The following is a 22,143-nucleotide window of genomic DNA, read 5'->3' as shown; positions in this document are numbered from 1 at the left end:
GGTGCCTGAGTCGGGGCCGAGTCGGGAGCGGCCGGCTTCGAGGGGTCGCGATGAGTCGACCGAGGTGCTGCCCACGGTCCCCGAGACGGGGGCGAGCCGGGAGCGGTCGTCCTCCAAGGGGTCGGGCAAGCCGACCGGCAAGGGGTCGGACGAGCCTACCGAGGTGCTGCCCACGGTCGGCGAGGACGCCGGGGACGGGCCGGACGACCCCGGGCGCGCCGGAGAGGCGCCGGACTCGCAGGCCGGGACGAAGAGAAGGGCGTGGCGGTTGAGCGGCCGGTTGCGGAAGTTCGCCGAGCCGCCACCCGTGCAGGGCGACACCGACCACACGATCATCCCGGGGCTGAGCGATGACGATTGAGCTGGCGGTGTCGTGGGTGCGCCGGTTCGGTGACGATGTGCGCGCCGAGGAGTCCTTCGGCCTGCTGACCGTCGATGTGCCGCCGGAGCTGTGGGAGGAGGCGCTGACGTTCGCGCGCGACGACCTGGACTGCGGCTTCTTCGACTGGCTCACCGCCGTCGACGAGCTGGAGCGCGGGTTCGTGATCGTGACGCACCTTCACTCGCTCGAGCAGAGATACCACCTGCTGGTCCGTACGACGGTGCCGCGCGAGGACCCGCGCCTGGTGAGCGCGACCGCGATCTACCGTGGCGCGAACTGGCACGAGCGGGAGACACATGAGATGTTCGGCGTGATCTTCGACGGGCATCCGGACCTGCAGCCGCTGCTGCTGCCGGACGGGTTCGAAGGGCACCCGCTGCGCAAGGAGTTCGTCCTGGCGGCGCGGGTGGCCAAGCCCTGGCCGGGCGCGAAGGAGCCCGGCGAGTCCGGGCACGGAGCGCCGAGCCGCCGCCGGATGCTGCCGCCCGGCGTACCTCAGGACTGGGGTCCCGCCGCCCGGCAGGGCTCCGGTGCGGAGGCGCGCCGGGGCGCCCGCCGAGGGGCGGCCGAGGCTCCCGGGGAGCAGCCGCCGCGTCGCCGGGCGCGCGGCATCGACCCGGAGGGCGGCGATGTCTGACGTCCTGGTCGTCATCGTCAAGCTGCTGCTGGTCGTCGGCGCGTTCGCCGTGCTGCCGCTGGTGGTCGGGCAGGCCGAGCACAAGGTCATGGCCCACATGCAGGGCCGCCTCGGGCCGATGTACGCGGGGGCGTTCCACGGCTGGGCGCAGTTGGTCGCGGACGGGGTGAAGTTCGCCCAGAAGGAGGACGTGGTCCCGGCCGCCGCCGACCGGCGGGTGTTCTCGCTCGCGCCGGCGGTCGCGCTGATCCCGTACCTCGTCGTGCTGGTCGTGGTGCCGGTCGGGCCGAGCGGTCAGGTGGCCGTGTCGATGGACGCCGGGCTGTTCTTCGCGCTGGCGATGATCGGCGTCGGCGTGCTGGGCGCGATCATGGCCGGCTGGGCCAGCGCGAACAAGTACAGCCTGCTCGGCGGCATGCGGGTCGCCGCGCAGCTGCTGTCGTACGAGCTGCCGATGGTGCTGGCCGCGTCGTCGGTGGCGATGGCGGCGGGCAGTCTGAACCTCAGCACGATCGTCGATCAGTGGCGGTGGTGGTGGCTGCCCTGGCAGGTGATCGGCGGGGTGGTCTTCTTCGTCGCGGGCCTGGCCGAGCTGCGCCGCCCGCCGTTCGACATGCCGGTCGCCGACTCCGAGATCATCTTCGGCCCCTACACCGAGTACGCCGGACTGCGGTTCGCCCTGTTCCTGCTGGCGGAGTACGCCGGGATCGTGGTGCTGTCCGCGCTGACGACCGTGCTGTTCCTCGGCGGCTGGAAGGGGCCGGCGCTCGACCACGAGCTCGGCTGGCTGTGGACGCTGATCAAGGTGTTCGTGCTGTCGTTCGTCGTGATCTGGCTGCGGGTGAGCTACCCCCGGCTGCGCGAGGACCAGCTGCAGAAGCTCGCCTGGGCCGGCCTGGTCCCGCTCGCCCTCGTCCAGCTGGCCCTCACCGGCGTCATCAAGATCGCCGTCGGCTGAGCCCGGGTCGCGCGCTCGTACGGCGGCTCCGGGGCGGTACGAGCGCGGCTCAGACGCCGGCGACGCCGCGGGCGTACTCGACGAACCGGCGGACGATGGGATCCGCGTCGTCGCGCCGCCAGGCCACGGCGATGGGGACGGTCGGCGTGGGGTCGGCGAAGCGCCGGACGGCGATGCCGGGCATCCGCAGATTGTGCGCCCGGCCCTCGGTGACGAGTGTGACCCCGTGTCCCTGGGCGACGGCCTGGAGGAGACGCTCCTCCTCGGGTTCCCAGCGCGCGACGGGCGGGCGGACGCCCTCGCCGAAGACCTGGTCCAGCATCCGGTCCCACATCCCCGGCCCGTGCTCGCGGGGCCACCAGACGAGTGGCTCGCCGGTCAGGTCGCCGCGGCGGAGGCGGCGCTTGCGGGCCAGCGGGTGTCCCCGGGGGATCGCCGCCACGATCGGTTCCGCGCCGATCTCCGCGCAGGCCAGGTCGTCACGCAGGTCGATGGGCGGGCGGACGAAGGCGATGTCGATCTCACGGTCGCGTAGGCGCTGCTCGTGCAGGGCGGTATAGCCGCTGGTCAGCAGGACCTCCACGTTCGGAGATCGATCCCGGAATCCGTCGATGAGCTCGGTGACCACCCCGCCGGGGGCCGACCGGGTGAGGCTGACGACCAGGCGTCCTGCCTGGCCGGCGCCGTGGCGTCGTGCCAGCGCCACGGCCGCGTCCGCGCGGGCGAGGACGTCCTTGGCGGCGGGCAGCAGGGCGGCCCCCGCCTCGGTCAACGCGACGCCGCGCCGGTTGCGGTCGAACAGCAGCACGCCGAGTTCGCGCTCGAACGCCTTGATCTGCTGGCTCAGTCCCGGCTGGGCCAGGTGCAGACGCTGTGCGGCCCGCCCGTAGTGCAGCTCCTCGGCGACGGCCACGAAATACCTCATATGCCGCAGTTCCATGGCGAACCACGATAGCGGCGGTGAGAAGCGCGACTTATCACAGCAGAAGATCCTGGACTTGGACGACAGCGCCCACGACCTGGCTGAATGATCCACATGGTCGCTCTTACGACACGTCCGGCCGCGCCGGCCCGAACCGCCGCCCCCGCCAGGCAGTGGATCGCGTTGGCGTCGGTCCTTCTCGCGACGTTCATGGGACTGCTCGACGCCGGCATCGTGACCGTCGCCGTCCCCTCGATCCAGCAGAGCCTGGGAGCGTCGTTCGGTGAGGTGCAGTCCGTGATGGCCGGCTACACGCTGGCGTACGCCGTCGGCCTGGTGACCGGTGGCCGGCTCGGTGACCTGTTCGGGCGCCGGCGGACCTTCCTGGTCGGCGTCCTGTTGTTCGTCCTCACCTCGGTCGCTTGCGCGGCGGCCCCGACGGCGCCCGTGCTGATCGCGGCACGTGTGCTCCAGGGGCTCGCCGCCGCCGTGATGCTGCCGCAGGTCCTGTCGGTCATCCAGAGTTCGTTCGCCGGCCCCGAGCGGTCGAGCGCCCTCGGCTTCTACGGCGCCACCATCGGGCTCGCCTCGATCGCCGGTCAGATCGTCGGGGGAGCCCTTCTCGCCTGGAACCCGTTGGGACTCGGCTGGCGAAGCGCGTTCCTCGTCAACCTGCCCATCGGTCTACTCGCCATCCTGGTCGCACGGGTCACGGTCGCCGAGAGCCGCGGACCGAGGTCCCGGCTCGACCTGGCCGGCGCCGCCGTCCTCGGAGTGGCCCTGGTGGGCCTGCTGCTCCCTTCCGCGCTCGGCTGGCCGATGTGGGCCTGGCCGATCCTCCTGGCGGGTGGCGGCCTGCTCGTCGGGTTCGGCTTCCTCGAGCGCGGTAAGCCCACCGCGCTGGTGCCGATGCGGCTGCTGGCCCGCCCGGCGATCGTGCGCGGGCTGAGCACCGTCCTGGCCTTCTACGCGGGCAACGCCGGGTTCTTCCTGCTGCTGGCCTACCACCTTCAGGCGGGGCTGCACCAGAGCGCGCTCGCGAGCGGACTGATCTTCGCGCCGCTCGGTGTCGGCTTCGCGGTGTCCAGCCTGGCCGGCAAGCGCTTCGGCGCCCTCGTCACCGGCACGGCACTGATGACGGCCGGCCTCGCCGCCGTGATCTTCATCGTGACCGCCGTCCCGGCGTCGGCGCAGGTCTCCTGGCTCCTCCCGGCGCTCGCGCTGTCCGGTGTGGGCGAGGGGCTGGTCGCGGCACCACTCATCGGCCGGATCCTTGCCGGGGTCGACCCCGCCGACAGCGGCGCGGCCAGCGGCATCCTGCTCACGGCGACGCAGGTGGCCAACGCGGGCGGAGTCGCGCTGATCGGCGGCCTGTTCGCCGCCATGCTCGGCGCGACGCCCGGTACGCCCGGAACGGGATTCGCCCACTACGCGCACGCCACCGGAATCACCGCCGCGGCCGTGCTGGTCCTCGCCGTCGTGACCGGCGCGCTCGCTCGTCCCCTCGGCCGTTCGACCTCCCACTGACCCTCGAAGGAAGCACCGTGATGAACCACCGCCTGCACCCCGACCTCGCCCCGGTCGCCGCCGGCCTGCCGCGTACCGACTTCAGCGACCCCGCCGCGGCCCGCGCCGCCGCCCTCGCCGCCGCGACGGCCCGCGTCGCGGCTCTGCCCGCCGACGAGGACGTTCAGATCACCGAGGAGACCACGTCCGGGCCGAAGGTCCGGATCTACCGGCCGAGGACCGTCACCGAACCGGCCCCTGTCCTGCTCGACTTCCACGGCGGTGGCTTCGTCCTCGGCAGCCTCGACAGCGAGCACGGGCGCGCCCGCGATCTCGCCCGCCTCTCCGGCTGCGTCGTCATCTCGGTCGACTACCGGCTGGCCCCGGAGCACCCCTTCCCGGCCGGTCTGGAGGACTGCTACACGGCCCTGGAGTGGACGGTGAAGAACGCCGCCGAGCTCCGCGTCGATCCCGGCCGCGTGGCCGTGGGCGGCGGCAGCGCCGGGGGAGGGCTGGCCGCGGGGCTCGCCCTGCTGGCCCGCGACCGCGGCGGCCCCGCCATCGCCTTCCAGCTGCTGCTGTGCCCGGCCCTGGACGATCGCCTGCGGACCTGGTCGGCGACCGCCTTCACGGACACGCCCGCCTTCGACGCCGCCGCCGCCGCTCAGATGTGGCCGCTCTACCTGCGGGGCGGGGAAGCGTCTGCGTACGCGGCGCCCGCCCGTGCGGAGGACCTGCGAGGCCTTCCGCCGGCGTACGTCCTCACCGCCGAGTACGACCCACTGCGCGATGAGGGCATCGAGTACGCCCTGCGCCTGATGCGGGCCGGTGTGCCGACCGGACTCCAGCAGACCACCGGCACGTTCCACGTCTTCGATCACGTCGCCCCGGACGCTCCGGTGTCCCGGCGGGCGCGGGCGGCGATGGCCGAGGCGCTGCGCGCCGGGCTGGGGATCGCCGACGAGTCGGCGGGCCGACCGTAGAGGCCGATTTGACTGACTTGGCTAATCTAATTAGCTTTAAGGCTATCGAGATTAGCCAAGGAGATGGCGATGACGGAGTTCCTGAACGTCGACGGCGGACGGATCGCGTACGAGGTGGCCGGCGAGGGCCCGCTGGTCGTGCTGGCGCACGGCATGGGCGACCTGCGCAGCGCCTACCGCCACCTCGCCCCCCGGCTCGTCGCGGCCGGCTTCCGGGTGGCCGGCGCCGACCTGCGCGGGCACGGCGAGTCCAGCACCGGCTGGGCCTCCTACACCCGCACGGACACGGCCGGTGACCTGCTCGCGCTGATCCGGCACCTGGGCGGGCCGGCGGTCGTCGTCGGCCACTCCTTCGCCGGCGGGGCCGCCACGATCGCGGCCGCCCGGGAGCCCGAGCTGGTCGGCGCCGTCGTCGAGATCGGTCCGTTCACCCGGGCGCAGAAGCTCGACCTCGGCGGCCTCCTGCGGGTCGGGCGCTACCGCAAGGGCCTGACCCTGCTGATGAGGACGGCGATGTTCGGCAGCGTCACGGCATGGGCCCGCTACCTCGACCACGCCTACCCCGGCACGAAGCCCGCCGACTTCGCCGACCAGGTCGGCGCGATCCGCGCGAGCCTGAGCGACAAGGACCGGATGGCGGCCCTGCGGAAGATGGGGCGGTCCAAGCCGACCGACGCCGGCGCACAGCTCCCGAACCTCACCCGCCCGGCTCTGGTCGTCATGGGCACGCTCGACCCCGACTGGGCCGACCCGAAGGCCGAGGCGGACGGCGTCGTCGCCGCGATGCCCGCCGGGCGCGGCACCGTGGCGATGATCGAGGGCGCCGGGCACTACCCGCACGCGCAGTTCCCCGAGGAGGTCGCGGCGGTCATGGTGCCGTTCCTCAAGGAGCACGCGGCCGCCTGACCGAGAAGGAGCAACCATGCCACGAGGCAGACTGACCGCGGCCGACGTCGTGCGGGCCGGCGCCGAGCTGGCCGACGAGGTCGGCTACCAGGACCTGGCGATGGGCGCGCTGGCCCAGCGGCTCGGCGTCCGCACGCCGTCCCTGTACAAACACGTCGACGGCCTGGACGACCTGCGGCGCCGGATCGCCACCCTCGCGATGACCGAGCTCGGCGAGGCCGTCCGCGCCGCCATCCAGGGCAAGGCCGGCTCGGACGCGCTGGGCGCCTTCGCCCGGGCGTTCGCCGCGTACGTCACCGCCCACCCCGGCCGCTACACCGCGACGGTCGGCGCCGAGGTCACCGGGCCGGGCGACGAGCTCTACGACGCGAGCGCCCGGGTGCTCGAGTCGATGGCCGCGATCCTGCGCGGGTACGGCGTCGAGGACGGCGAGATGGTGCACGCCCAGCGCACGCTGCGGTGCCTCTTCCACGGATTCGCCGCGCTCCAGGCCTCGAACGGGTTCCAGTGGAGCGGCGACGCCGACGAGAGCTTCGACTGGATGATCGGCTTCGTCGACAGCGGGCTCAGGAGCGGGGCGCGGCCGGTTCAGGACCTGAGGTAGTGCAGGACCGCCAGCACCCGCCGGTGGTCGTCGCCGGACGGCGCCAGGCCGAGCTTGGCGAAGATGTTGGCGATGTGCTTCTCCACCGCCCGGTCGGAGACGACGAGGGTCTTGGCGATCGCCGCGTTCGCCCGGCCCTCGGCCATCAGGGCCAGCACCTCCCGCTCCCGCGGCGTCAGCGCGCCGACGCCCTGGTGGCGGGCGCCCAGCAGCTGGGCCACCACCTCGGGGTCCAGCGCGGTCCCGCCCGCGGCGACCCGCCGCAGCGCGTCGACGAAGTCGTCCAGGTCGGCGACGCGCTCCTTGAGCAGATAACCGACGCCCGCGGGCGACCCGGCGAGGAGGTCAGCGGCGAACCGCGTCTCGACGTACTGGGAGAACAGCAGGATCCCCGTACGCGGATGGTCACGGCGCAGGTCGATCGCCGCCCGCAGCCCCTCGTCCGTGTGCGTCGGCGGCATCCGGACGTCGATGACGGCGACGTCCGGACGGTGTTCGGCGACCGCCTCCCGCAACGCCACGGCGTCTCCGACCCCCGCGACCACCTCGTGGCCACGTACGGCCAGCAACTGGGCCAGTCCCTCCCGGAGGATGACGGCGTCGTCGGCGATCACGATGCGCATGGGGCGGGTCCTCACGCCTGAGAAGGGAGTTCGACGGTGATCACGGTAGGGCCCCCGGCAGGGCTGACGACCTCCAGGAGGCCGTCGACCGGCCGGATCCGCTCGGCGAGGCCGGGCAGGCCCGAACCCGCGCCGACGACCGCGCCACCCGAGCCGTCGTCCCGTACGCGCAGCCGCAGGCGATCTTCGCGCTGGACCACCTCGATCTCGGCACGGGTCGCGCCGCTGTGCTTGATGACGTTGGTCAGCAGCTCCGCCGCGCAGAAGTACGCGATCGACTCGATCGCCGCCGTCGGCCGTACGGGGATGTCGGCGCGCAGCTCGACGGGCAGGCCGGCGCCCGCGACGAGGGTGGCCAGGGCGGCGTCCAGCCCGCTGTCCAGGACCGGCGGGTGGATGCCGCGGACGAGCTCGCGCAGTTCGGTGACGGCCTCTCGCGCCGTCGCCTGGGCGGCGGTGGCGAGGTCCCGCACCGGCCCCTCCGGCGCCGTCTCCCGCAACAGGGTGAGCTGCATGGTCAGCGCGACCAGCCGGGCCTGCGCCCCGTCGTGCAGGTCCCGCTCGATGCGGCGGAGCGTCGCGGCGGCGTCGTCGACCGCGCGCGCCCGGGTCTCCTCCAGCGTGCGGATGCGCGTGGCGGCGGAGGAGTCGCCGAGCAGCCGCCGGATCAGGATCCGGTCCAGCAGCACGACCGCGTGCACCGCGCGCGGCGCGACGAACAGCAGGACCGCGCCGACGGCCGAGACGAGCAGCGCGCGGGGCCAGGTGTCGAAGTGGAAGGCGCCGACCACGAAGCCGTGCCGGATCATCCCGTGCTCGTCCCGGGTCGTCACGTCGTTCCAGCCGAACGCGCGCTGCAGCGGATAGGTGAGCGCGACGACGCCCCATCCCCACGTGAACAGGATGACGTAGAGATGGAGCAGGGCGAGGGGAGGCCGCACGAGGAGGTACGCCATCGCCCGCCAGCCGGCGGCGTCGCCCAGCACGGCCTGGACCCGGCCATAGAAACCGGTGCCGGGACGGTGCGGCGCCGGCGGCCGTACGCGCTCCCCGAGGAGCCGCCCGGCCAGCGCGCGGTGCAGGCCGCCGAACCGCCGGGCGCCGATCAGCGCCACGGCGAGCAGGGGGATGCCGGCGGCGGTGACGGCCAGGCCCGCGCCGAGCGCGAGCGTCACCACCGCGTAGCCGAATCCGAGGACGGCCGCCGGAACGCCGAGCACGGCGTATAGCAGCTCGGCCGCCGCCCGCCGCCCGAAGGTCGCCCCCGCGGCGGCCACCGGCCGGAGTGCCGCGCCGAGGGTCATCCGTTCCATCGCCCCAAGATCCGGACGTGCAGCGCGGTCAGGCCGCGCAGGATCCACGGCATGAGGTACAGGAACGTCAGCCCGCCGAAGACCGCGTGGAACGCCCACACTCCGGCGAACGTGGGGCCGCCCCACGCGTGCTCGTACGATCCGCCCATGCCGATCAGCCAACGTACCGGGTAGGCCAGGTTGAGGACCACGAGCGACCACCCGTAGCCGGTGATCACCAGGCCGGCGAGGGCGAGCGGCAGGGCGGCGATCCCGCGCCACCGGGTGGCCCGGACGCCGCGGCCGAGGAGCGCGCCCGCCAGCCGGCGCTGCAGCCGCCCACCGTCGGCGATCGCCGGCAGTGCCGCGACCGGTGCCAGCAGGACGTAGGCGGTGCGCCGCCAGGGCTCCGCGGTGAACGGCGTCCGCCACCAGGCGGCCATCGGGGATCCGGAGGTCAGCACGGTCATCGAGGTCTCCTCGGTCGAGCGGCGATGTCGTGCCTTCATGCTCGCGTTCGACCAGGTCACCGGGCGATCGTGCCAGTACGGAAACCGGGGGTTCGGTTTACCCCACCCCACCGTTGGCCGCATGCGGACGTCGATGACATGGCTGCCGGGCGGGCGCCGCGACAGGGCCGCCGCGGCGGTCCGCCACAAGCTCTTCGACGCCAAGCCGAAGAAGATCAACAAGGGCTACACCGCGTAGGCGGCGTGGCCGACCCGAACCGGGGCGGGAGGGGTTTCCCCTCCCGCCCTTCTTCCTCCGTGCGTCGAAGGTCGATGTCGGTGCGGCCGCGTGTCCGGTGGGCGCCGGCGTCAGGTGAGGAAGAGGCCGTACTCGGCGAGGTCGGGGACGATCCGGGGCGGCAGGTCGGCCTGCAGCGCGAGCTCCTCGGCCGAGATGAACGCGCCGTGCTCGGCCCGGCAGCGGACGATCCGGTCGGCGATCTCCGGTGTGACGCCCGGCAGCAGGCGCAGCGCCTGGGGCGGGGCGTGGTTCACGTCGATCAGCCCGCCGTCGTCGTACGCGCGGGGGTCGAAGTCGGGCCGGCCGATGCGCAGCTCGTGCGCCAGCCCGCGGTCCTCCAGCGCGATCCGGCGGGCCTCCGCGCGGAGCGTCTTCCGGTACCGCGCCGCCTCCACGACCCGGCGGTTCCGCTGGTCGCTGGGGTCGGCGGGCGGGTAGAGGCGCTGGCGGGCGCCGAGGGCGTGCACGGTGCTGATGAGCCAGGTGCCCAGCAGCAGGAGCATGCCGTAGGTGTGCGGCTTGTCGCCCTCCGCGATGATCTCCTCGTACGCCGCCGTGAGCGCTGCCGCGTACCCCGCCGCGGCCACCGCCATCCCCGCCGACCGGCGGCGGACCGCGGCGTACAGGAACGAGATCGGCGAGCCGAGACCGAAGGTGACGAGCGGGACCGCCGCCCAGCCCAGCCCGTCCGAGGGAGGGGGCGGCGGAAGCCGCGACGGCCGTCGTCCGGGCGGGGGCATGGGCGACCGCGTCATGGGCCGATGGTAAGCCGGGCGGCCCCCGAAGCGCCGCACCCCGGTTCGGCACGATGGGTATACGGTCGATTCGGAAAGACGCTCCCTATAGGTAATCATGGTGACCCGTGGCACGGCTTCCCGGAACTGGCCTGGCGAAGGGGCTCGCGGTGACGCTGCGCACGATGACGCGCCGGTCGATCACGCGGCAGTACCCCGAGGTGCAGCCCGACCTGCCGCCGCGCAGTCGTGGCGTGATCGCGCTGTTCGAGGAGAACTGCACCGTCTGCATGCTCTGCGCCCGTGAGTGCCCCGACTGGTGCATCTACATCGACTCGCACAAGGAGACGATGCCCGCCCCGGAGGGCCGCCGGGCGCGCACGCGCAACGTCCTCGACCGGTTCGCCATCGACTTCGCGCTGTGCATGTACTGCGGCATCTGCATCGAGGCCTGCCCGTTCGACGCGCTGTTCTGGTCCCCGGAGTTCGAGTACGCCGAGTACGACATCAGCGAGCTGACGCACGAGCGTGACCGGCTCCGCGAGTGGATGTGGACGGTGCCGCCGCCGCCCGCGCACGACCCCGGAGCCGAGCCGCCCAAGGAGCTGAAGACGAGGTGACCGCGGCGGACGTCGTCATCGTGCTGCTCGGAGTGGTCGCCGTGGGCGCCGGCGTGCTCGTGGTCGCGACGCGGCAGCTCGTGCACGCAGCGCTGTGGCTGGTCGTGTCGTTCGGCGCGCTGGCCGGCTCGTACCTCGTGCTGACCGCGGAGTTCGTCGCCTGGGTGCAGGTGCTGATCTACGTCGGCGCGGTCGTCGTGCTCCTGCTGTTCGGGATCATGCTGACCCGCGCGCCGATCGGGCGTTCGGAGGACCTGGACTCCGGCAACCGGATCGTCGCCCTCGTCATCGCGGTGGCGACCGCGGGCGTCCTGGTGACGACGCTCGTCCGCGGGTTCCGCTCGGCGTACGTGCCGATCAAGGACCGGGTGGGCAGCGGCTCGTCGCACACGCTCGGCGGGAGCCTGTTCCAGACGTGGGTGCTGCCGTTCGAGGCGCTGTCGGTGCTGCTGCTGGCCGCGCTGATCGGCGCGATCGTGCTGTCCCGTACCGACATCCGCGGTGCCGGGCCGGAGCCCGAGGAGGACCCGGAGCCCCGGCGCCGGCCCACCGCGCCCCGGGGCGCGGTCGCGCGGCGGCTCGGCGCGGCCAAGCGGCGGCCCGCTCCCGACGACGAGGACACCATCGTGCTGTCCCGCGTGGACGAGGAGATCTGATGCATCTCGTCTACCCGGTGGTGATCGCGGCGCTGCTGTTCGCCGTCGGCGTGTACGGCGTGCTCGCCCGGCGCAACGCCATCCTCGTGCTGATGTCCGTCGAGCTCATGCTCAACGCGGTCAACCTGAACCTCGTCGTCTTCGACATGCGGTGGGCCGACCGGCTGCACGGCGGTCAGGTGCTGACGCTGTTCGTCATCGTGCTGGCGGCCGCCGAGGTGGGCATCGGCCTGGCGCTGGTGCTGCTGATCTACCGCAACCGCCGTACGGTCGACGTCGACCGGCTCCGCACCCTCGCCGAGGGCGACCGGGACCCCGACCTCGACGTCGGCGCCATGACCGACGACGAAGGGGTGCGCCGGTGATCGTCGTGGCGGCCGTCGCGGTCGTGCTCCCGTTCGCGGCCGCCCTGGTCGGCATGCTGTTCGGGCACACCGTCTCGCATCTGCTGTCCCCGCTGGCCCGCCGGTTGCGGACCCCGTCGCCGGGCACGGCGCGGCGCGGCGCGCTGGTGCTGGCGCGGCGGATGCCGGCGAACGGCCCGGCGCTGATCGCCGTCGTGCCCGTCGCCGCCTCCACCGTGCTCACCGCCGTCCTGACCGTGGCCCAGCTGCGGAACCCCGCGTCGCACGTCGGCACGCTGACCCGGATCCCGACGGGGACGACGTCGATCACGCTGTCCCTGCAGGTCGACGGGCTCGCCTCCGTGGTCGCGTTCCTGGTCTGCTGCGTGGCGCTCGCGGTGCAGGTCTACTCCGTCGCCTACATGCGCGACGACCCGCGCTACTCCTCCTACGCCGCGTTCGTGTCGCTGTTCACCGCGGCGATGCTGCTCGTGGTCCTGTCCGGCGACCTGCTCGTGCTGTACGTCGGGTGGGAGGTCATGGGCATCTGCTCCTACTTCCTCATCGGGCACTACTGGCACGACCGGGCGACCTCGCGCGCCGCCGTGAAGGCGTTCCTCGTCACCCGGCTCGGCGACGTCGGGTTCCTGTTCGGCATCTTCGTGCTGGGCCTGGCGGCGCACTCGTTCCAGATCCGCACGATCATCGAGTCGCTTCCGTCCATGTCGCACACCGCGCTGCTGGCCGGCACGCTCCTGCTGCTGTGCGGCGTCGCGGGCAAGAGCGCGCAGTTCCCGCTGCACACCTGGCTGCCGGACGCCATGGCCGGCCCGACGCCGATCAGCGCCCTGATCCACGCCGCGACGATGGTCGCGGCGGGCGTGTACGTCGTCGCCCGGCTCTACCCGGCGTTCTGGTTCGCGCCCACGTCGCTGGCGGTCCTCGGCGTCATCGCCGCGATCTCCATGCTGGGCGCCGCGCTGGCCGCGCTCGCCCAGGACGATCTCAAGCGGGTGCTGGCCTACTCCACGATCAGCCAGCTCGCGTACATGGCGGCCGGGCTGGCGGTCGGCACGCGGGACGGCGCGGTGTTCCACCTGCTGGCGCACGGCGCGTTCAAGGCGCTGCTGTTCCTCGGCGCGGGCTGCGTGATCGTCGCGGCCGGCTCGAACCTGATGAGCGCGATGGGCGGCCTGCGCCTGGCCATGCCGGTGACGTTCTGGTCGATGACGGTCGGCTTCGCGGCGCTGGCCGGGATCCCGCCCGCCAGCGGCTTCTTCAGCAAGGACACGATCCTGTCCCAGGCGTGGAGGGCGACGCAGGAGCGTCCGCACACCTACATCTACACGCCCGTGCGCCGGATGATCCCGGAGCATCCCCGCGGAGGCCGGGTCACCGAGGGCTACTCCTTCGCGCTCCGGCAGGCCCTGCACGGGGCCCCGCCGGCCATCCCGTCCTGGGTGGCGTGGCTGGTGCTGGTGACCGGGCTGGTCACCGCCGTGGTGACCGCCGCGTACGCCACGCGGACGTGGCTGGTGACGTTCTTCGGCGAGCGGCGGTCGGCGTTGCGGGCGCGGGAGGCGACGCCGCTGATGCGCTGGCCGGTCGCGGTCCTCGCCGTGCCGTCGCTGCTCCTCGGGCTGGTCGGGCCGTTCAGCGACCGGCTGCGGCCCGAGTGGGGCATGGCGGTGATCTCGCTGCTGTGCGCCGCCGCAGGGGCGGGCGGCGTGTACCTCGTCTGGAACAACGACCCGGCCCTGGACCCGGTCCGCCTGCTCGGCCCGCTGCGGCCGGTCCTGCGGGCGGCCTTCTACGTGGACACGGTGTACGACGTGGCGATCGTACGGCCGGTGCGGGCCCTGGCCCGGCTCGTCGTCCACGCCGACGAACGCGTCGTCGACGCCGGTGTCGAGGGCTCCGGCCGGGGCGCGCGGCGGCTCGGCGGCCTGCTGCGGGCCACCGAGAACGGCAACGCGCAGGCGTACGTCTCCGGGCTCTTCGCGGGAGTGGTGCTCATCGTGGTCGCGGTGGTGGTCCTGACATGATCCTCGCGGCGAAGCGGGCGGCGCCGACATCGACCCTCACGCTGAAGCAGGCGGTGTCGACATGATCCTCGCGGCGATGCTCGCGGTGCCTCTCCTCGGCGCGCTGGGGATGCTGGCCCCCCTGCCCGGGAGCCCGCGCCGGGTCACGCGCCTGGCGAGGCTGTACGGCCTGGTCGTGTCCGGCGTGACGCTGGTGCTGGCGGTCGTGGCGGCGGCCGCCTTCGACTACGGCCGGCGCGGCGCGCAGCTTGGCGTGGACGTCCCCTGGGCGAAGTCCATCGGGCTCCGCTTCCACCTGGGCGTCGACGGCATCTCGCTGCCGCTCGTCGTGCTGACGGCGACGCTGACCTTCCTGTGCATGATCTACACGGCCCGGGTGCTGCCGGCCCCGGCAGAGGCGCGGGACGGGTCGCCGCAGGCGCTGATCGGGCTGGTCCTGCTGCTCGAGGTCGGGATGCTCGGCACGTTCGTCGCGCTGGACCTCCTGCTGTTCTTCGTGTTCTTCGAGGTCGTCCTGATCCCGATGTACTTCGTGATCGCCGACTGGGGCGGCTCGGGCGGCAAGGACGCGGCACCGCGGGCCCGGGCGGCGGCGAACAAGTTCATCCTCTACACGCTGCTCGGCTCCGGCCTCCTGCTCGTCGGCATCCTCATCGTCGCGGTGAACGCCCACACCTTCGACATGACCACCCTCACCGCCCGGCACGGCGCCGGCCTGTCGCACGGCCTGCAGGTCGCGGCGTTCGGGCTGCTCGCCCTCGGCTTCGCGGTCAAGACGCCGATGTGGCCCCTGCACACCTGGCTGCCGGACGCCCACACCGAGGCGCCCACCGTCGGCTCGGTGCTGCTGGCCGGGGTGCTGCTGAAGATGGGCACGTACGGCTTCGTCCGCATCGCCGTGCCGATGGCGCCGGAGGGCGCCAAGGTCTGGGCGCCCTGGCTCGGTCTCCTCGCCGTCATCGGGATCGTGTACGGCGCGCTGGCCTGCCTCGCGCAACGCGAGCTCAAGCGTATGATCGCCTACTCGTCGATCGGGCACATGGGCTTCGTGCTGCTGGGCATCGCGACGCTCACGCCCGTCGGGCTGAACGCCGCGCTGTTCGGCAACATCGCGCACGGCCTCATCACCGGCCTGCTGTTCTTCCTGGCCGGGGCGGTGAAGGAGCGGTACGGCACCGGCGACCTGGACTCCCTCGGCGGCGGCATGCTCGCCAAGGCCCCGTACCTCGCGTCCATCCTCACGTTCGCGGCGGTGGCCAGCATGGGGCTGCCCGGCCTGGCCGGCTTCTGGGGCGAGATGCTCGCCCTGCTCGGCGCGTACGAGCCGCACGCCGGGTTGCCGAGGCCGACGTTCATCACCTTCATGGCCGTCGGCGGGCTCGGCGCGGTCCTCACCGCGGCGTACTTCCTGCGGCTGCTGTCCAGGGTCACCCACGGCCCGGTGGCCGAGCACTGGCGCACGGCGCGGTTCGCCGACGTGCGCTCGCACGAACTGCTGGCCTGGACCCCGCTGATCACCGCGACGCTGTTCATCGGGCTGTGGCCGAAGACGCTCCTCGACCTCACCGACGGGGCCGTACGCCTGCTCCTGGGGGGACGATGATCCAGTCGATCGACTACCCGGCGATCCTCCCGGCACTGATCGTCGCGGTGGCGTCCGTCGTCGTGCTGCTGGCCGACGCGTTTGGCGCGCCCGCGAAGGCCGTCGGCGGGCTCACCGCCGTGTCGCTGGTGGCGGCCGCGGTGGCGCTGCCGTTCGGGCACGGGCGGTCGACGTTCTGCGCGGCCGCCGTCCGGCCCGGCGAGCACGTCTCCTGCTCGTACGTCGCCGACGACTTCACCGTCCTGTTCCAGGCGGTGGTGCTGCTGGCGGCCATCGTGGTCGTGCTGCTGTCGCACGGCGAGATGCGGCGGTCCGCGCTGCCGGTGGGGGAGTACCACTTCCTGCTGCTCGCCGCGATCCTCGGGGCGCTGCTGCTGGCGGCGGGCCGGGACCTGATCACGCTGGTCGTCGCGCTGGAGACGCTGTCGCTGCCGGTGTTCGCGCTGGTCGCGCTGCGACGGTACGACGGGACGGCGTCCGAGGCGGCGCTCAAGCTGTTCCTCGTGTCGGTCGTGTCGTCGGCGGTGACGCTGTTCGGGATCAGCCTCGTGTACGGCGTCACCGGCGCGATGCACCTCGACCGGGTGGCCGCCGGGCTGGCGCACGTCCACGGCGACCTGCGGCCCGTGGCGGCCGCGGGCATCGTCCTGACCGTCGCCGGGTTCGGCTTCAAGATCGCCGCAGTGCCCTTCCACTTCTGGGCGCCGGACGTCTACCAGGGCTCTCCGCTGCCGGTCGCCGCCTTCCTGTCCGTCGTGTCGAAGGCGGGCGGGTTCGCCGGGCTGACCCTCGTGCTGACCGTCGGCTTCTGGCCGTACGGCGACACGTGGGGCCCCCTGATGGGCGTGCTGGCCGCGGTGACCATGACGCTCGGCAACCTCCTCGCGCTCCGCCAGACCGACGCCGTACGGCTGCTGGCGTGGTCCTCGGTCGCCCAGAGCGGCTACATCCTCGCCCCGATGGCCGGGGGAGCGCACGTCCGCCCGCACGAGTGGATGACGGCCACGGCGGCGTACGTCGCCATGTACGCGATCATGAACATCGGGGCGTTCGCGGTCGTCACGGTCGCCGCCCGGCGCGGCATCCGCGACCTGGAGTCCTACCGGGGTCTCGCCCGCGTCAACCCGGGCAGCGGCTTCGCCCTCGCCTTCTTCCTGCTCTGCCTGGCCGGCCTTCCCCCGGGCGTCATGGGGCTGCTCGCCAAGGTCGTGGTCTTCCGCGCGGCGGTCGGCGGCGCCGCGACCTGGCTCGCCGTGATCATGGCGGTGAACACCGTCCTCGGCCTGTACTACTACCTGACCTGGGCCACACGGCTCTTCGCCGCCGGAAAGGCCCGGCGCGTACGCGTCGGCCGCGCCGGCGGCCTCGCGATCGCGGTGGCCCTGGCCGGGGCCGTCGCCGTCTCCGTGGCCCCTGAACTCGTCCTGCACGCCGCCGCGCTCGCCGTCCCTTAACGGGGAACATCCCTCCAGGTCAGCCCGTTGATCTAAGGGGGACAAGGGGAGGTGCCGCAGTTGCGTTTCAACGGTGTCAAGACGGCCGCCCTGCTGGGGGTCATGTCGGCGCTGATCCTCCTCATCGGAGGCGCGCTGGGCGGCCGTACCGGTCTGACGATCGCCCTGGTCATCGCACTGATCACGAACGGCGTCGCCTATTTCCTCAGCGATCGCATCGCCCTGTCGGCCATGCGCGCCCGGCCCGTGAGCGAGGTCGAGCAGCCCGCGATGTACCGCATCGTCCGGGAGCTGTCGACCGGCGCCCGGCAGCCCATGCCGCGCCTGTACATCTCGCCCACGATCGCGCCGAACGCCTTCGCCACCGGCCGCAACCCGCGCAACGCCGCGGTCTGCTGCACGACGGGCATCCTGCAGCTCCTGGACGAGCGGGAGCTGCGGGCGGTCCTCGCGCACGAGCTGTCGCACGTCTACAACCGCGACATCCTGATCTCCTCGGTGGCGGGGGCCCTCGCCGCCGTCGTCACCTGGGTGGCGAACCTCGCCTGGTTCATCCCGCTGGGCAACTCCGACGACGAGGACGGTCCCGGCGTGCTCGGCGCGCTGCTGATGATGGTGCTCGGCCCCATCGCGGCCACGATCGTGCAGTTGGCCATCAGCCGCACCCGCGAGTTCCAGGCCGACGCCTCGGGCGCCCAGCTCAGCGGCGACCCGCTCGCCCTGGCCTCCGCCCTCCGCAAGATCGAGGGCGGCACGCGGCGACTGCCGCTTCCGGAGGACGGCCGCCTGACCGCGGTGAGCCACCTCATGATCGCCAACCCGTTCCGGGGGGAGGGCGTCGTCCGCCTGTTCTCCACCCACCCCCCGACCGCCCAGCGCATCGCCCGCCTCGAGGAGATGGCCGGCTACCGCAGGTGACGGCCGCCGACCACCCGTGGCGTACGGCCCTTCACCGAGCATTCCGCTCGCCGACCTCGCAGGCGGGCCGCTCCGGTCGGTAGGCAGGACACACGCCGGGAGCTTCGCGGTCTCGCGGACATTCCGGGGGATGCTCGCAGAGGTGGTGCGAAAGGCGATTTTCGGGCGGATAAATGGGGGCGGGGGCGTCCTCGGACCTCGTGATGGTGCCGGGCCGTACACACCGCTCGGCGATCGTCCCATTCCCGAGCGATTTGCGGCACTATGCCCACCGCGTGCGGCCCCTTCGCCGAGAGTTTCGCTCGGCCCCGGCTCGCCCGAGCCGGGATGGCCATAACGTCTTGAAGCGGTGCGATCGGAACAGACCCGCCCCGGCCCGGGCTCGGGAAAGAGGCCCGGGCGCGTAGCGGCAGCGCCTGGAAGCCGTCGCGGACGCTGAGTCGTCCGGCCGGCGTTCTCCTCGTCAGCGGTAGTTGGTGAACTGCAGGGCGACGTCCAGGTCCTTGCCCTTGAGCAGGGTGATCACCGTCTGCAGGTCGTCCTTCTTCTTCGAGCTGACCCGCAGCTCGTCACCCTGGATCTGCGCCCGCACACCCTTCGGGCCCTCATCCCGGACGATCTTGCCGATCTTCTTGGCGTCCTCCTGGGAGATGCCCTCCTTCAGCCCGATGGTGAGCTTGTAGAGCTTCCCGGACGCCTTCGGCTCGCCCGCGTCGATCGACTTCAGGGAGACGCCGCGCTTGACCAGCTTCTCCTTGAAGACGTCGAGGACGGCGTTGACCCGCTCCTCGCTGTTGGCCTGAGCCTCGATGGTCTCGCCGGACCACCGGATCCCCGCGTCGACGTTGCGGAAGTCGAACCGGTTGGCGATCTCCTTGGCGGCCTGGTTCAGAGCGTTGTCCACCTCCTGCCGGTCGAGCTTTGACACGATGTCGAATGAGCTTTCCGAAGCCACGGTTCATGTCCTCACGGATAACGACGATCTCTTCACAGAGCCTAGTCCGTGAATGTTCCTCGGCCGGACGTACGGCAGTGGGCCCCGGCCGGCGATCCGAGGCTTGGCGGGAGCGGCCTGTCGGGCGGCCGGGACAAGAGTGACCTGGTGGCGGATGGTCTGGAGCTCGACGATGGGGCGTGCGGTCTCGCGTTCGGGGGCGCGGCGGTTGGTGAAGTAGTCCTCGCCGAGTTCGGGCGTGCCGGTGACCAGTTCGCGCCAGGCTATGACCGGCATTCGGCGTGCGACGGGGATAACGGCCTTTTCTCGGCGGTCTGGTGGTGGTAGCCGCCCTTTGATCACATACCGGGGTTACAGCGCTTTGAGATCGCCCGGTATTCGCACCGCCGCCCGGGCGGCTTCGACCAGGACCGGCCGCAGATGCCGGTCACTCCTGCGCCGCCTGCGGGAGAAACGCCGCCCGGCCGACTCGTGGTCGTCCGGGCACCGGGAAGAGCGTTCGGCTGGAGCCGTGGTGCTCCCACCGACAGCGACCGCACAGCCGACGACCCGTCGGCTCTCCGGCGGCGCCGTCGAATGCGTCGTGGCCAAGCACCATGCTTACCCGCCGTGGCCACGTCCGCGGTGCCGCCCTCGGTCGCGGCCGGGCCAGCGGCCCGGCGGGGGTCCGCCCGTGCCGGAACCGGCCTCGCCGAAGGTCTGGCAGATCACCGGCCGGCTCATGGCGCGATCTGGCGATCCCCGCTCGCCTCCAAACCGAGGATCGACCAACACGGTCCTTCCATGACAAGGTCGCCGGACGCGGCACGGTGAGGCCCCGCCGGCTTCGCGGCCACCGAGGCGATGCCCCAGCGACCGAAACCGATGTCACCCTTGGGCCCAGAGTCCGCTATCCTTCTGAGCGTCGCTACGGCGGCTTACCCGGCGGGTTGCCCGAGTGGCCAATGGGAGCGGACTGTAAATCCGTCGGCTCAGCCTACCCAGGTTCGAATCCTGGACCCGCCACATCAGGTGGAACGGCCCCTGACCAGCAGAGATGCGGTCAGGGGTCGTTTCGCTTTCCCGATCCCCTGTTCCCCGTGAATGCCCCTTGATCACCGGCCTATCTGGCACGCGTGTGGCATGGAATCTGAGGGCGTCCGCACGCCACAGCACCGCCTGTCGGCGTACGGCTGCCAGTGCCGAGCCATGTACAGGTAAACGTGCCGAGGTGATCGGCGTGCCTGGAGTCGGTCTCAAAACGCATCCTCTATGGCCGACGTGCCGGTCACTGACGCAGGATGGGGATCATGATGGAGATCAAGATCCGGGACGCGCGCGCTGACGAAGTCGGCATGCTCAGCGAACTGGCGCTGCGTTCCAAGGCGTACTGGGGATACGACAAGGACTTCCTAGAATCCGTGCGTGCGGAGCTGACGTTCCGACCCGACGATGTCCGCACCCGCCGCCTGGTCGTGGCCGAGCTTGCCGACCGGGTGGTCGGCTTCGCCAGCCTCGAGGCCGAGCCGCCCGAGGGGGAACTCGGCAATCTGTGGGTCGAGCCAGAGGCGATCGGGACAGGGGTAGGCCGTCGCCTATGGGAGCACGTCATCGAGCAAGCGCGCACCGCCGGCTTTCAGACCCTACTCATCGAGGCTGACCCACACGCCGAAGGCTTCTACCTGGCCATGGGCGCGCAACGCATCGGCACGGCACCATCCGGCTCCATCTCCGGCCGGGAACTGCCACTGCTGCGATTCCACACCGGCCTAGTCATTCGCGCCTGACGAGCGCACCACCTCGGCACATCAAGCCGTACCTACCTCGGCACTCAAAGGAGTACGCCGACACCGCCTGCCGGGTCATCCCCTCTGCCGTCGCTCCCACCCGTCAGGGAAGCGGGCCAGGCCCTCCGGGTCGAGGTGGAGCGCCCCACGGACGAACGACCTCGACCCGGAGGGCCTGGTCTGCTTGGCTTCGCCTGGAGCGTCGGCGGAGGGGATGACCCGGCTTCCACCTCAACCGCTGACCACAGTCGCATCGGTGGTCGGCGTGCGTCCATCCCCGAGCCTGAGCGCCCCCGCCGGAGGCATCTTCTACCGGCCCCGTGCTGTGATGGGCGGGGCGGCCTGCCAATCGCCGTAGGCGACCCGAAGGGCGAATGAAGTGAGTTGGCCGGCGGCCCTGTGCCCGTCCCGCGAGAGCGGTCCGGAGTCGATGGCGATCGGGTATCCGTGGGCCGGGCTCACTCCTTGCGCTGGAAGTCCGGGACGCCGATTGTCGATGCCGGGTCTTCAAGCGGCCAGATCGGCATGTCTTCGGGAGCCTTCGTGCGGGAGACCGAAATCCCCTGGAGGCAGGCGTCGCACCACAGGAGAGTGTAGCCGAGGCGGCTCTCCCTGTCGGCGATGTAGCGCGCATGAAGGCGGTCACAGGCGCAATTGGGACATGAGCCCGTCACCGCGTCGCCAGGGCCGGCCCGGACCTTGGCCAGCGTTCTCAGCCACGTTGCGCGATCGGTCATCAGCTCAGCCGTCCGTCGCAGTAGTTCCAGTGCGGCCCTGTTGAGCCTATGTGCCGCCTCCGTGACCGGTCCCGCCTTCCACCGAAGGGAGACGGTGTGAACGAGGTCAACGAGGATCGGGGCATGGGGGCGCTGATCGCCCTCTGTCAGGAGCTGGCCAAGCTCGCGCTCAAGGTCGGGATGAGCGACGCGCGTCCGGCATTGACGGTGCGCGGGAACCTGGCCGACGTTGCCTCCGGCGGGGAACTCCGGCTCGGGGATGGCCTTGGACCGCACGCGGCGCACGGTTGTCAGTGGTTGAGGTGGAAGCCGGGTCATCCCCTCTGCCGACGTCCCAGGCGCAGCCAAGCAGACCAGGCTCCAGGGGCGAAGGTCGTTCGTCCAGTGGGGCGCTCCACCTTCACCCCTGGGGCCTGGCCCGCTTCCCTGCGGGTGGGACGAAGGCAGAGGGATGACCCGGCAGGCGGTGCTGTGGCGATGTTCGCCGACGCTCATCGTCGTGCCATTAGCCCCGGTGATCAAGGGTCAACAGCGGTCACTCACGGACATATGCTCGCGCAGGTCAGCGGTCATATGGGGCAAGATCGGCATGATTTGCAAGCAGGAAGTCAACAAGGAGCGAGCGGCTACCAGCGCGGGCGAGATGAAACCAGACGGGATGTTCCGGATAATCGCCGCATGGCACGCCCGGCCCCGAAACCGATGCCACCCGTCGAGGAGCTGGAACACGCGCTCGTGGAGGCGGTCG

The 22,143-nt window shown here is 72.0% G+C and carries 24 protein-coding genes and 1 tRNA gene; 17 read left to right on the top strand and 8 right to left on the bottom strand.

Annotated elements, in window-relative coordinates; translation table 11 throughout:
- Positions 1-64 precede the first annotated feature (64 nt).
- From AB0K82_RS26810 to nuoH, 3 genes are read left to right on the top strand one after another with little or no spacing between them, the layout of a single operon-like run.
- Entirely contained in the window at positions 65-361 is a 297-nt protein-coding gene (locus tag AB0K82_RS26810) for a hypothetical protein (RefSeq protein ID WP_364401859.1), read from the top strand.
- A complete protein-coding gene (locus AB0K82_RS26805) occupies positions 351-1,019 on the top strand; it encodes an NADH-quinone oxidoreductase subunit C (protein WP_364401856.1) in 669 nt (222 codons plus the stop codon). Before AB0K82_RS26810 ends, AB0K82_RS26805 begins: the two co-directional genes overlap by 11 nt.
- Positions 1,012-1,977: an NADH-quinone oxidoreductase subunit NuoH gene (nuoH, locus tag AB0K82_RS26800; RefSeq protein ID WP_364401854.1), complete on the top strand. Its 966-nt coding sequence runs from the start codon at positions 1,012-1,014 to the stop codon at positions 1,975-1,977. The genes AB0K82_RS26805 and nuoH overlap by 8 nt, the downstream gene beginning before the upstream one ends.
- Before the next feature lie 49 nt (positions 1,978-2,026).
- Here the strand turns inward: nuoH and AB0K82_RS26795 are convergent, their stop codons facing one another.
- Positions 2,027-2,917, bottom strand: coding sequence for a LysR substrate-binding domain-containing protein (locus AB0K82_RS26795; RefSeq protein WP_364401851.1), 891 nt, complete (start codon positions 2,915-2,917; stop codon positions 2,027-2,029).
- Between the two features lie 96 nt (positions 2,918-3,013).
- On the opposite strand from AB0K82_RS26795, the gene AB0K82_RS26790 reads away from it, so the two are divergent.
- The 4 genes from AB0K82_RS26790 (at position 3,014) to AB0K82_RS26775 (ending at position 6,898) form a co-directional block, all read left to right on the top strand.
- A complete protein-coding gene (locus AB0K82_RS26790) occupies positions 3,014-4,426 on the top strand; it encodes an MFS transporter (RefSeq protein WP_364401849.1) in 1,413 nt (470 codons plus the stop codon).
- 20 nt (positions 4,427-4,446) lie between these two features.
- Entirely contained in the window at positions 4,447-5,388 is a 942-nt protein-coding gene (locus tag AB0K82_RS26785) for an alpha/beta hydrolase (protein ID WP_364402011.1), read from the top strand.
- A gap of 69 nt (positions 5,389-5,457) precedes the next feature.
- Complete coding sequence (locus AB0K82_RS26780) at positions 5,458-6,294, top strand: alpha/beta hydrolase (RefSeq protein ID WP_364401847.1); 837 nt, start codon at positions 5,458-5,460, stop codon at positions 6,292-6,294.
- Between the two features lie 16 nt (positions 6,295-6,310).
- Positions 6,311-6,898: a WHG domain-containing protein gene (locus AB0K82_RS26775; protein WP_364401844.1), complete on the top strand. Its 588-nt coding sequence runs from the start codon at positions 6,311-6,313 to the stop codon at positions 6,896-6,898.
- Here AB0K82_RS26775 and AB0K82_RS26770 read toward each other — a convergent pair.
- The 4 genes from AB0K82_RS26770 to AB0K82_RS26755 form a co-directional block, all read right to left on the bottom strand.
- Positions 6,883-7,521: a response regulator transcription factor gene (locus AB0K82_RS26770; protein ID WP_364401842.1), complete on the bottom strand. Its 639-nt coding sequence runs from the start codon at positions 7,519-7,521 to the stop codon at positions 6,883-6,885. The two genes, AB0K82_RS26775 and AB0K82_RS26770, sit on opposite strands and share 16 nt — an antisense overlap.
- Positions 7,522-7,532: 11 nt before the next feature.
- Positions 7,533-8,834: a sensor domain-containing protein gene (locus AB0K82_RS26765; protein ID WP_364401841.1), complete on the bottom strand. Its 1,302-nt coding sequence runs from the start codon at positions 8,832-8,834 to the stop codon at positions 7,533-7,535.
- On the bottom strand, positions 8,822-9,343 hold the full coding sequence (locus tag AB0K82_RS26760; protein ID WP_364401839.1) for a hypothetical protein: 522 nt from the start codon (positions 9,341-9,343) through the stop codon (positions 8,822-8,824). Before AB0K82_RS26760 ends, AB0K82_RS26765 begins: the two co-directional genes overlap by 13 nt.
- Before the next feature lie 288 nt (positions 9,344-9,631).
- Entirely contained in the window at positions 9,632-10,318 is a 687-nt protein-coding gene (locus AB0K82_RS26755) for a helix-hairpin-helix domain-containing protein (protein ID WP_364401836.1), read from the bottom strand.
- Positions 10,319-10,425: 107 nt separating this feature from the next.
- On the opposite strand from AB0K82_RS26755, the gene AB0K82_RS26750 reads away from it, so the two are divergent.
- From AB0K82_RS26750 to htpX, 7 genes are all read left to right on the top strand, one after another.
- Positions 10,426-10,917: an NADH-quinone oxidoreductase subunit I gene (locus AB0K82_RS26750; protein WP_364401833.1), complete on the top strand. Its 492-nt coding sequence runs from the start codon at positions 10,426-10,428 to the stop codon at positions 10,915-10,917.
- A complete protein-coding gene (locus AB0K82_RS26745) occupies positions 10,914-11,573 on the top strand; it encodes an NADH-quinone oxidoreductase subunit J (RefSeq protein ID WP_364401831.1) in 660 nt (219 codons plus the stop codon). Before AB0K82_RS26750 ends, AB0K82_RS26745 begins: the two co-directional genes overlap by 4 nt.
- Entirely contained in the window at positions 11,573-11,938 is a 366-nt protein-coding gene (gene nuoK / locus AB0K82_RS26740) for an NADH-quinone oxidoreductase subunit NuoK (RefSeq protein ID WP_364401830.1), read from the top strand. Before AB0K82_RS26745 ends, nuoK begins: the two co-directional genes overlap by 1 nt.
- Positions 11,935-13,962, top strand: a complete 2,028-nt coding sequence (locus AB0K82_RS26735; RefSeq protein ID WP_364401827.1) for an NADH-quinone oxidoreductase subunit L — start codon at positions 11,935-11,937, stop codon at positions 13,960-13,962. Before nuoK ends, AB0K82_RS26735 begins: the two co-directional genes overlap by 4 nt.
- Positions 13,963-14,023: 61 nt before the next feature.
- Positions 14,024-15,565, top strand: coding sequence for an NADH-quinone oxidoreductase subunit M (locus AB0K82_RS26730; protein ID WP_364401825.1), 1,542 nt, complete (start codon positions 14,024-14,026; stop codon positions 15,563-15,565).
- A complete protein-coding gene (locus AB0K82_RS26725; RefSeq protein WP_364401823.1) occupies positions 15,562-17,019 on the top strand; it encodes an NADH-quinone oxidoreductase subunit N in 1,458 nt (485 codons plus the stop codon). The genes AB0K82_RS26730 and AB0K82_RS26725 overlap by 4 nt, the downstream gene beginning before the upstream one ends.
- Positions 17,020-17,079: 60 nt before the next feature.
- The gene (htpX, locus tag AB0K82_RS26720) at positions 17,080-17,937 is read left to right on the top strand and encodes a zinc metalloprotease HtpX (RefSeq protein ID WP_364401820.1); all 858 of its coding nucleotides are present in this window, start codon (positions 17,080-17,082) and stop codon (positions 17,935-17,937) included.
- A 463-nt stretch (positions 17,938-18,400) separates the two neighbouring features.
- Here htpX and AB0K82_RS26715 read toward each other — a convergent pair whose 3' ends face one another.
- On the bottom strand, positions 18,401-18,892 hold the full coding sequence (locus AB0K82_RS26715; RefSeq protein ID WP_364401817.1) for a YajQ family cyclic di-GMP-binding protein: 492 nt from the start codon (positions 18,890-18,892) through the stop codon (positions 18,401-18,403).
- 351 nt (positions 18,893-19,243) lie between these two features.
- Positions 19,244-19,483, bottom strand: a complete 240-nt coding sequence (locus AB0K82_RS26710; RefSeq protein ID WP_364401814.1) for a transposase — start codon at positions 19,481-19,483, stop codon at positions 19,244-19,246.
- Between the two features lie 332 nt (positions 19,484-19,815).
- Here AB0K82_RS26710 and AB0K82_RS26705 point away from each other — a divergent pair.
- Positions 19,816-19,897 (top strand) — tRNA-Tyr (locus AB0K82_RS26705).
- A 284-nt stretch (positions 19,898-20,181) separates the two neighbouring features.
- Positions 20,182-20,658: a GNAT family N-acetyltransferase gene (locus AB0K82_RS26700; RefSeq protein WP_364401812.1), complete on the top strand. Its 477-nt coding sequence runs from the start codon at positions 20,182-20,184 to the stop codon at positions 20,656-20,658.
- A gap of 458 nt (positions 20,659-21,116) precedes the next feature.
- On the opposite strand, the gene AB0K82_RS26695 is transcribed toward AB0K82_RS26700, so the two are convergent.
- The gene (locus AB0K82_RS26695) at positions 21,117-21,671 is read right to left on the bottom strand and encodes a hypothetical protein (protein WP_364401810.1); all 555 of its coding nucleotides are present in this window, start codon (positions 21,669-21,671) and stop codon (positions 21,117-21,119) included.
- Between the two features lie 273 nt (positions 21,672-21,944).
- On the opposite strand from AB0K82_RS26695, the gene AB0K82_RS26690 reads away from it, so the two are divergent.
- On the top strand, positions 21,945-22,143 hold a 199-nt coding region (locus tag AB0K82_RS26690), incomplete at its 3' end, for a hypothetical protein (RefSeq protein ID WP_364401808.1).

The organism is Actinoallomurus sp. NPDC052274, from assembly GCF_040679475.1.
Lineage (GTDB): Bacteria > Actinomycetota > Actinomycetes > Streptosporangiales > Streptosporangiaceae > Actinoallomurus > Actinoallomurus liliacearum.
Note: the sequence above shows the minus strand (reverse complement) of the source record. Positions and strands in the feature narration are given on the sequence as shown.